8 protein-coding genes are annotated in these 8,177 nt (G+C 66.9%); 4 read left to right on the top strand and 4 right to left on the bottom strand.

Features of this window, described 5'->3' with window-relative positions; all coding sequences use genetic code 11:
• Positions 1-209 precede the first annotated feature (209 nt).
• The gene (locus tag ABGA94_RS15415; protein WP_375367715.1) at positions 210-1,082 is read right to left on the bottom strand and encodes a DMT family transporter; all 873 of its coding nucleotides are present in this window, start codon (positions 1,080-1,082) and stop codon (positions 210-212) included.
• Between the two features lie 115 nt (positions 1,083-1,197).
• Here ABGA94_RS15415 and ABGA94_RS15410 point away from each other — a divergent pair, with 115 nt between their 5' ends.
• Together ABGA94_RS15410 and ABGA94_RS15405 are read left to right on the top strand one after the other, a co-directional pair.
• A complete protein-coding gene (locus tag ABGA94_RS15410) occupies positions 1,198-2,142 on the top strand; it encodes a LysR substrate-binding domain-containing protein (protein ID WP_069138003.1) in 945 nt (314 codons plus the stop codon).
• 68 nt (positions 2,143-2,210) lie between these two features.
• Positions 2,211-2,504 carry a hypothetical protein gene (locus ABGA94_RS15405; protein ID WP_005415831.1) on the top strand — a complete coding sequence of 98 codons (294 nt, stop codon included), beginning with the start codon at positions 2,211-2,213 and terminating at the stop codon, positions 2,502-2,504.
• Positions 2,505-2,535: 31 nt separating this feature from the next.
• Here the strand turns inward: ABGA94_RS15405 and ABGA94_RS15400 are convergent, their stop codons facing one another.
• Both ABGA94_RS15400 and ABGA94_RS15395 read right to left on the bottom strand, forming a co-directional pair.
• Complete coding sequence (locus ABGA94_RS15400; protein ID WP_005415830.1) at positions 2,536-3,351, bottom strand: DUF4349 domain-containing protein; 816 nt, start codon at positions 3,349-3,351, stop codon at positions 2,536-2,538.
• Complete coding sequence (locus tag ABGA94_RS15395; protein WP_072166825.1) at positions 3,348-3,704, bottom strand: GFA family protein; 357 nt, start codon at positions 3,702-3,704, stop codon at positions 3,348-3,350. Before ABGA94_RS15395 ends, ABGA94_RS15400 begins: the two co-directional genes overlap by 4 nt.
• Positions 3,705-3,816: 112 nt before the next feature.
• Here ABGA94_RS15395 and ABGA94_RS15390 point away from each other — a divergent pair, with 112 nt between their 5' ends.
• Both ABGA94_RS15390 and ABGA94_RS15385 read left to right on the top strand, forming a co-directional pair.
• A complete protein-coding gene (locus tag ABGA94_RS15390) occupies positions 3,817-5,625 on the top strand; it encodes a DUF885 domain-containing protein (protein WP_329846429.1) in 1,809 nt (602 codons plus the stop codon).
• A 144-nt stretch (positions 5,626-5,769) separates the two neighbouring features.
• Positions 5,770-6,768, top strand: a complete 999-nt coding sequence (locus tag ABGA94_RS15385; RefSeq protein WP_111127915.1) for a polysaccharide lyase — start codon at positions 5,770-5,772, stop codon at positions 6,766-6,768.
• A 9-nt stretch (positions 6,769-6,777) separates the two neighbouring features.
• On the opposite strand, the gene agp is transcribed toward ABGA94_RS15385, so the two are convergent.
• Complete coding sequence (gene agp, locus ABGA94_RS15380; RefSeq protein WP_111127916.1) at positions 6,778-8,001, bottom strand: bifunctional glucose-1-phosphatase/inositol phosphatase; 1,224 nt, start codon at positions 7,999-8,001, stop codon at positions 6,778-6,780.
• Positions 8,002-8,177: the final 176 nt, after the last annotated feature.

Here is an 8,177-nt window from a genome sequence, read left to right as displayed (position 1 = left end):
GGCGAAGAGGTGCCGATGTCTGAGCGCAGCGAGTTCGGCACCGTCCCCTGATTCACCGAGAAGCGCAGGGGACCGACGTGCGAAGCGCGGCGGCTCGCGACCTGGCGGCGCGTTTCTTTTGGTTACTTTTCTTTTCGCGCGAAAAGAAAAGTGACGCCCATGAACAATGAAGCACCTTCAGCACGCGCCACGCGCAAAACGCCAACGCCTCAGCCCTTCTGACTCACCGCCACGCTCCCCAGAATCAACGCCCCCGCCACCAACATCTGTACCGTCACCGCCTCGCCCAGGAACAACCACGCAAACGCCGCGCCGAACAGCGGAATCAGGTACGTCACCGTCGACGCGCGCGACGGGCCGATACGACCGATCAGGCGATAGAACATCAGGAACGCCAGCCCGGTACAGGCCACACCCAATGCGATCGCCGCGCCCCAGGCCTTCAACGGAATCGCCGCCTGCGGCCAGTGGCTGACCGCCATCGGCAGCATCCACAGCGAGGCGCACGACAGCGTTGCCGCCGCGGCGGCGGCCGACGGCAACCCGGTCATGTGCCGCTTCACCAGGTTCACGCCCAGGCCGTACAGCAGCGATGCCGCCGCACCGGCCAGCACTGCGGTGCCGATGCTCAGGCCGGAGACCTTGGCCGTGGCCAGCACCACCACGCCGGCGAAGCCGACCAGCAGCGCCCCGGCACGACGCATGCCGATCTTCTCGCCGAAGAACAGGAACGCGATCAGCGCGGCGAACAGCACCGTCATCGCATTGCAGATCGCACCGATCGCGGCCGGCGCCTGCTCGGCGGCATAGGCAAACAGCACGAACGGCAGCGCTGAGTTGATCAGGCCGATCGGTGCCAACCACAGCCAGCGCCGCGGCGGGAACTGCGCGCGGGCGCGCCACAGGAACGGCAGCAGCACCAGCGCGCCCAGCACCAGCCGTACCTCGACCAGCGCGAATGGGCCGAACGACGGCACCGCCACCCGCATGAACAGGAACGAGCAGCCCCAGATGGCGCCCAGCAGGGTCAATTCCAGCGGCGTGCGCCAGTCGCGCTCGGCCGCCTGTGGGATCGCATTCATGTCCTGCCTCCGTCCATCGTCTGTTCCTCGCCAAGGCAGACAGGATCAGGCGCAGACGCCCGCCGCACAAGCGCGTAGTATCGCTGTCAGCCACAAATATGGTTTGAGGCTCGACATGCTGCTCCGTCCTTCCCTGCTCCCCGCACTGGCCGTGTTCGCGGTCGCCGCACGCCACCAGAATTTCGCCCAGGCCGCGCAGGAGCTGCACCTGACCGCCAGCGCGGTCAGTCACCACGTGCGCCGCCTGGAAGAAGTACTTGAAGTTCGCCTGTTCCTGCGCCACGCCCGCGGCGTGCGCCTGACCGCCGAGGGTCGGCAGCTGGCCGACGCCGCCAGCGCCGCCTTCACCGATGTCGCGGCGGTGGCCCATCACCTGCAACCGGATGCCGACAGCGTGCCGCTGCGGATCACCACGCTGCGCTCGCTCTCGTACTGCTGGCTGCTGCCGCGACTGCCACGCTTCACCCAGGCCTATCCACACATCCGCATCGAGCTGCACACCGGCAGCGGGCTGGATCGCTACGACGACAACGGACCGGAAGTCGGCATCCGCTACGGGCTGGGCCAATGGCCGGGCCTGCGTGCGCAGCACCTGATGGATGACTACCTGTTCCCGGTGGCCTCACCGGCACTAGCCGGGGTCGAAATGCTGGTCGATCCGGCGCGCATCGCCGAGCTGCCGCTGCTGACCGACCTGTCGCCGCAGGGCTGGCGCGACTGGTTCCGCCACGCCGGCGCGCGCCCGCCGTCGCCGATGCCGCCGATGCACACCTTCGCCGACAGCACCGACGCGATGCGTGCAGCGGTGTATGGCATGGGCGCGGTGCTGGCGCGCACCCACATCGCCCAGCCCTACCTGCAGCGCTACGAGGTGGTACGCCTGCCCGGCCCGGCATTGAAGGCGCGCTATGCCTATCACGTGGTGCACGCAGAAGGGCAACCGCCGAGCCCGGCTGCGCGCCTGTTCATCGACTGGTTGCTGGAACAGGCGCAGGACGAGCGCACGCCGATCCCGGCATTGCCGGACAGCCTGCTCGGGCGGCCGGCAACGCACGCCTGACTGCGCCCTCACCCGTTCTTTGCCTCACGCTGGCTAGGCTGCTGGCGAACCCACAACGTACCTATGCCATGGCCATGCTGCGACTGCGCATCACCGGAACCGAAGACGACGCCCGCGCCATCAGCGACCTGCTGCTCGGCCTGGACGGCATCGAACATGTCGAAGAAACCGACGACCTGATGCCGCACATGGACGACGACGATTCCAGTTCGGCCGGGCTGTCCGATGACATCGGCCCGGGCATCCACGAGCTGGAAGTGGAAGTCGGCAATGAAAGCACCGCGCAGAAGGTGCGCGATGCGGTGCAGGAACTGGCGCTGGAGCTCGATGTGTTCGTCGAGTACGAGACCGACGAGGGCTGATGCCGGCTGACGGCCGGCATCGGCCTTCATCTCAGGGGTTGGGCGGTAGCTTGCGACGGCGGCGACGCCACCATGCCCGCACACCCCAGGCCGCGATCAAGGCCAGCACCGCCACCGGCAGCAGCGCGGCAGCAGCGCGGATCAGGAACGCAATGCTGGTGCTGAGGATGCTGCCCGACTCGCTCAGCGCCTCGCCGATCTCACTGCGGCTGCGCTGGCCAGAGGTGGTGTCGAAGTGGATCGCCACCAGCTGGGTATCGATGCGCCGACGCTGCTGCGCGGCGTCCTTGTTGGCCTGCTCGACACCCGCCTCGATCTCCGACAGGCGCGTGGTGATCGCCATCAGGTCTTCGACCTTCAGGTCCTTGCGGTCCTGGTAGGACAGCAGGCGGGCGTGCTCCTTTTCAAGCCGCGCCTTGGTCAATGCCGTGTCGGCCACCGCCTGCGCGAGATCCTCGGCGCGCGTATTGCGGGACTGCAGCTTGCCGCCTTCACCAGCCATCGCGATCAGCGGCTCGGTGCCCTTCGGGGCGATGCGCACCTTCACTTCACCGCTGGGCTGCTCGCCGCCGTGCTGCTCGACCTGCAACACTGCACAGTCACCGAACTTCGCGCTCTGGCAGGCCTGGGCGATCTGCTGGATGCGCGGTGCGATCTGCGCCGCTTCCAGCTGCACCTGCACGTCGTGTTCGTAGGCCAGGAAGGCGCCTTCCGGCGAAGCGATGGCCGCCTCCGCGGCCGTGGCGCCCGCATCCCCCACCATGTCGCCCTGCTTGGCGCAGGCGCCCAGCGCCAGCAGCAGTACCGGCAGCGCCGCCCTGCGCGTCCACGCTCGCACCGGCCTCACAGTGCCGCTCCGTCGTAGGAGGTCACCGAAAGGCCAGCCAGATCCACCTGCGGCACGCAGCGCACGTTCACCGCCACCATCGGTGTGCCGGTGCGAGGGTCGACCGCTTCGCTGTAGGGCGCGATACCGCATTCGCGGCAGTGGTGGTGGTCGATGTGGGCCTTGTTGAAGTGGTAGGTGGCCACGTCAGCCGGATCGGTGGCCAGCTGGAACGCCGCACGCGGGGCGAACCACAGCAGGCTGCCGCGACGCCGGCACATCGAACAGTTGCAGTCGATGACGTCGCTGATCGGCGCCTCGGCCTGTACGGTGAATGCGATCCTGCCGCAATGACAGCTTCCTTGGTATTCCATGTCCTGCGCTCCTTTGGAGGGTCCTTGAATCCGCCCATGGTAATCCTATGGCACGGGGACAAAGCAGCGACGGGGCCCTATGCTCAGGGTTTGACCCCGTACAGGAATGCCGATGCGCCCGCATCTTCTTGCCCTCGCCCTGGTCGCCGCGCTGGCCGGTTGCCAGCCGGCCGACGCCCCGACCAATGCTTCCACCCCGGCCGCCAGCCAGCAGGCCGGTGACGCGGCGGTCGACGCCGCCTTCGCCGATCTGTCCAAGCGCGCGCTGGACACCTGGATGCAGCTGTCGCCAGTCAGCGCCACCCAGATCGGTGACCACCGCTACGACAGCGAGCTGGACGACCTGAGTGCCGCCGGCCAGCAGAAGACCGTGGCCGCCTACAAGGCGCTGCTGGGCGAGCTGGACAAGATCGCGGTGGCCAAGCTGGGCCGTGAGAACCAGGTGGACGCAGCGATCCTGCGCAACCAGCTGCAGTCGGAAATCTGGAACGCCGAAGTGCTGCAGTCCGGCAAGTGGGACCCGCAGCTGTACAACGGCGTCGCCGGCAGCGCGATCTACGGCCTGATGGCGCGCGAGTTCGCACCGCTGCCGGAGCGCCTGAAGGCGGCCACCGCGCGCATGGAGAAGCTGCCGGCGATATTCGCCCAGGCCCGCGAGAACCTGGACCCGGCCCGCGTGCCGAAGATCCACGCCGAGACCGTTGCCAAGCAGAACAAGGGCATCCTCAGCATCGTCGATACCTTCATCACCCCGCACATCGGCGAACTGCCGCAGGCCGACCAGCAGCGCCTGCAAGCGGCCATCGACGGCCTGAAGAAGGCCGTGGACGAGCAGCAGACCTGGCTGGACAAGACCCTGGTACCGAACGCCAAGGGCGACTTCCGCATCGGTGCGGAGAAATACGACCAGAAGCTGAAATTCGCGCTGAGCTCCTCGCTGTCGCGCCAGGAGATCGGTGAGCGTGCGCGCGCCGAACTCAAGCGCGTGCGCGAGGACATGTACGGCATCGCGCAGACCGTGCTGAAGGACAAGCCGGATGCACCTGAGATGCCGGCCCAGCCGACCGACGAGCAGCAGCAGAAGGCGATCGAGGCCGCGCTGGAACTGGCCTACGCCGACAAGCCGGCACGCGACAAGGTGGTCGACGATGCCAAGGCCGCGCTGGAGCAGTCCACCGCGTTCGTACGCGAGCACGATCTGATGACGCTGCCCGATGCGCCGGTGGACATCATCCTGATGCCGGAATTCCAGCGTGGCGTGGCCGTGGCCTACTGCGATTCGCCGGGCCCGCTGGACAAGAACCTGAAGACCTTCTACGCCGTGTCGCCGATTCCGGACGACTGGAACGAGAAACAGGTCGACTCGTTCCTGCGTGAGTACAACTCGCGCATGATCCACCTGCTCAGCATCCATGAAGGTACTCCGGGCCATTACCTGGAAGGCTGGCACTCGGCCAAGTTCCCCTCGACCCTGCGTGCGGTGTTGCGTTCAGGCCTGTTCGCCGAAGGCTGGGCGGTCTACACCGAGCGCATGATGCAGGAGCAGGGTTACCTCAACAACGATCCGCTGTTCCACCTGGTGCAGCTGAAGTTCTACCTGCGCACCATCTCCAACGCGATCCTCGACCAGGGCGTGCACGTGGACAACTGGGATCGCGAAAAGGCGATGCACCTGATGACCCACGACGCGTTCCAGCAGGAAAGCGAAGCGGCCGGCAAGTGGGTGCGCGCGCAGCTGACGTCGGCACAGCTGCCGACCTACTTCGTCGGTGCGCAGGAACACTTCGACACCCGCAAGGCAGTGCAGGAGAAGCTGGGCGACAAGTTCAACCTGAAGGCGTACCACGACCAGGTGCTGTCCTACGGCGCACCGCCGGTGCGTTTCGCCCGCCAGCTGATGCTGGACCAGCCGATCGAGTGATCGCGCAGGTGTGAGTTGAACGAGAGCGGCCCGGGCAAACCCGGGCCGTTCCGTTTGCACAGGATCGCCACGCCATCGCCGCATCACATGCCGGCAACGGAGCCAGGCGCATCGTTCGCCGGGTTCCCCCTTCCACCGGCATCCATGTCTCTCCCTCTGCTCCGCCTTGCACTGCTGCCCGCACTGCTGGCCAGCGCCTGTGCCTTTGCTGCGTGCCCTGCGCCACCCGCTGGCCAGCCCGACATCCGTGCCCTGGGCTACTACACCGACAAGGCCGGCTCGGTGATCGACCCGGCACTGCACCAGCAGAACAAGGATGCCACCGCGCCGCTGGACCGCTATGCCGCCGACGTGGCGCACATGAGCGACGACTATCTGCGCAGCGGTGACCCGGCAGCGGCGCAGTGCACGTTGAACTGGCTGGGTGCGTGGGCCGACGAGGGCGCCATGCTCGGGCAGATGATCCGGGTCAACAACGATCAGTCGTTCTACATGCAGCAGTGGATGCTCGATGCGGTGGCCATGGCCTACCTGAAAGTGCATGACCAGGCCGACCCGCAGCAGCGCGCGCGCATCGATCCGTGGCTGCAGCAGCTGGCAAGGGCCAACCTGTCCTACTGGGACAACCCGAAACGGCGCCGTAACAATCACTACTACTGGGGCGGCCTGGGCGTGCTGGCCACCGGCCTGGTCACCGATGACCAGACCCTGTGGCAGGCTGGTCATGCAGCCTTCCAGAAGGGCATCGATGACATCCAGGACGATGGCAGCCTGCCGCTGGAAATGGCGCGCGGGCAACGTGCCCTGCACTACCACGACTACGCGCTGACGCCGCTGGTGATGATGGCGGAGCTGGCGCGGCTGCGCGGTCAGGACTGGTACGCCAGACGCGATCACGCCATCGACCGCCTGGCGCGTCGCGTCATCGAAGGCAGCAAGGACCCAGCGTGGTTCAACCAGCAGACCGGTGTTGCACAACTGCCCCTGCAGGCCAGCGGATGGGTCGAGTTCTACCGGTTGCGCTCACCCGATGGCGGCCTGTTCGATGCCGCGCACGCACGCGGACCGTTCCATTCGCCGCGGTTGGGCGGTGACCTTACCCTGATGGCCACGCACGGCATCGTGCGCACGCCGCCGCGATAGCCCCCTGTTTCAGCGACGGGCCCGCTGTAGCAGCTGCTGGAACTGCGCACGGCTGCAGCCCTGCCGGTCACAGCCCGGCAAGGGCAGTGCGACGCGTCCCGGCGGCTGCGCCTCGGTCAGCGGCAATGCATCGCGCAGCTGCGCGGTGGTCGGATAGACGTAGGCCAGGCGGAACCGCTCGCCACCGCTCTGGCGGTCACGCCAACGCTCGAACTGCAGCAGGCCACCGATCGGCGTCTTCTCGAACTGGCCTGGCAGGCTGTAGTCACCGATTCCTATCGCCGCCAGCACCGAACCGATATTGGAATCATGGCCGACCAGCAGGATCACCTTCGGCGACGCCGGATCACCGAACGACGCATCCACGCGCGCCAACAGCGGAGCGGCCACGTCACGCGCCACCGCGGGTGTTCCGAACAGGATGTTCTGGTAGCGGTTGCGGATTTGCACCAACGCCAGCCATTGGCCTTCCGTGTTCAAGCGGCCCCAACCTTCGCGCGGAACGCCACTTCCCTGGTAATGCTCCATCAGCAGGGCATCGACCAGACCGCTGGCCAGTGCCAGTGAACCCGAAGCGCGTGGCTCCTTGCCCGGCTCCGCATTGAAGGTCGTGTCGCCCGGCACCAGATGACAGTCGCTGCGCCCCGCACAGGCCGCCGACTGCGGGTAACGGGTGATTTCCTCCACCACGGAAAGTGCCGGGGCCAGATCCGCTGCCGCCAGCGCGTTCTGCATTGCCGCCAGCGCGCGGGCGCGGAAGGCAGGGTCATCGTTATGGATCACCGGATCGAACAGTGGATCCATCGTCCCCAGCGGCGTGCGCTGTTCGACCGCAGCAGGGCAGCCCGGGAAGGCGCCAGCAACGAAGAACTGCGCGGTGGCCTGGGTGCGCTGCAGGCTGTTGGCATGGGCGTGGAAGTCAACCGGCTGCGGGCAACCCGACGCCGGCAACAATTGCGCCTGGCGCAGCCACTGGCCCACATAGCGGCCCATGTAGACCTCCAGTACGCCGCCCTTGGTGGTCAGCTCGCCCGGTGCCACGTCCCAGCGTTGCCAGGTTTCAGGGGTCGCTTTGGCGAGTGCGCCGAACGCCACCATCGGTGCGCGCAGGTTGTGGCGGCTGAGCAGGATGACCTGCTGCAGTTGCTCGTCGGCGACGGGTGCGGCCATCGCGGTCGCAGTGCTCACGGCCAGCGCGATCAGCAGAAACAGGGAGCATAGGGCGCGGATCATGCAGGTCTCCAGAAGCACGCCGGGGTCGGAGCCTTTTCCGAAGGAACTCCCTCATGACCGCCAGGATGACTTCTACTGACGCTGGTTTCGTCAGAGCCCTGTAGAAGTGGTCGGCGTATGCACAGCAAGCTTCGTGAGTGACCGCAGCATCCGATAGCGTTGCCAGCGTTGAGATC

Origin of the sequence: Stenotrophomonas sp. 3diitr2024, assembly GCF_042136455.1 — a bacterium.
Classification (GTDB): Bacteria; Pseudomonadota; Gammaproteobacteria; order Xanthomonadales; family Xanthomonadaceae; genus Stenotrophomonas; species Stenotrophomonas sepilia.
The sequence above is the reverse complement of the archived record's forward strand: the minus strand, read 5'-3'. Positions and strand labels throughout refer to the sequence as shown.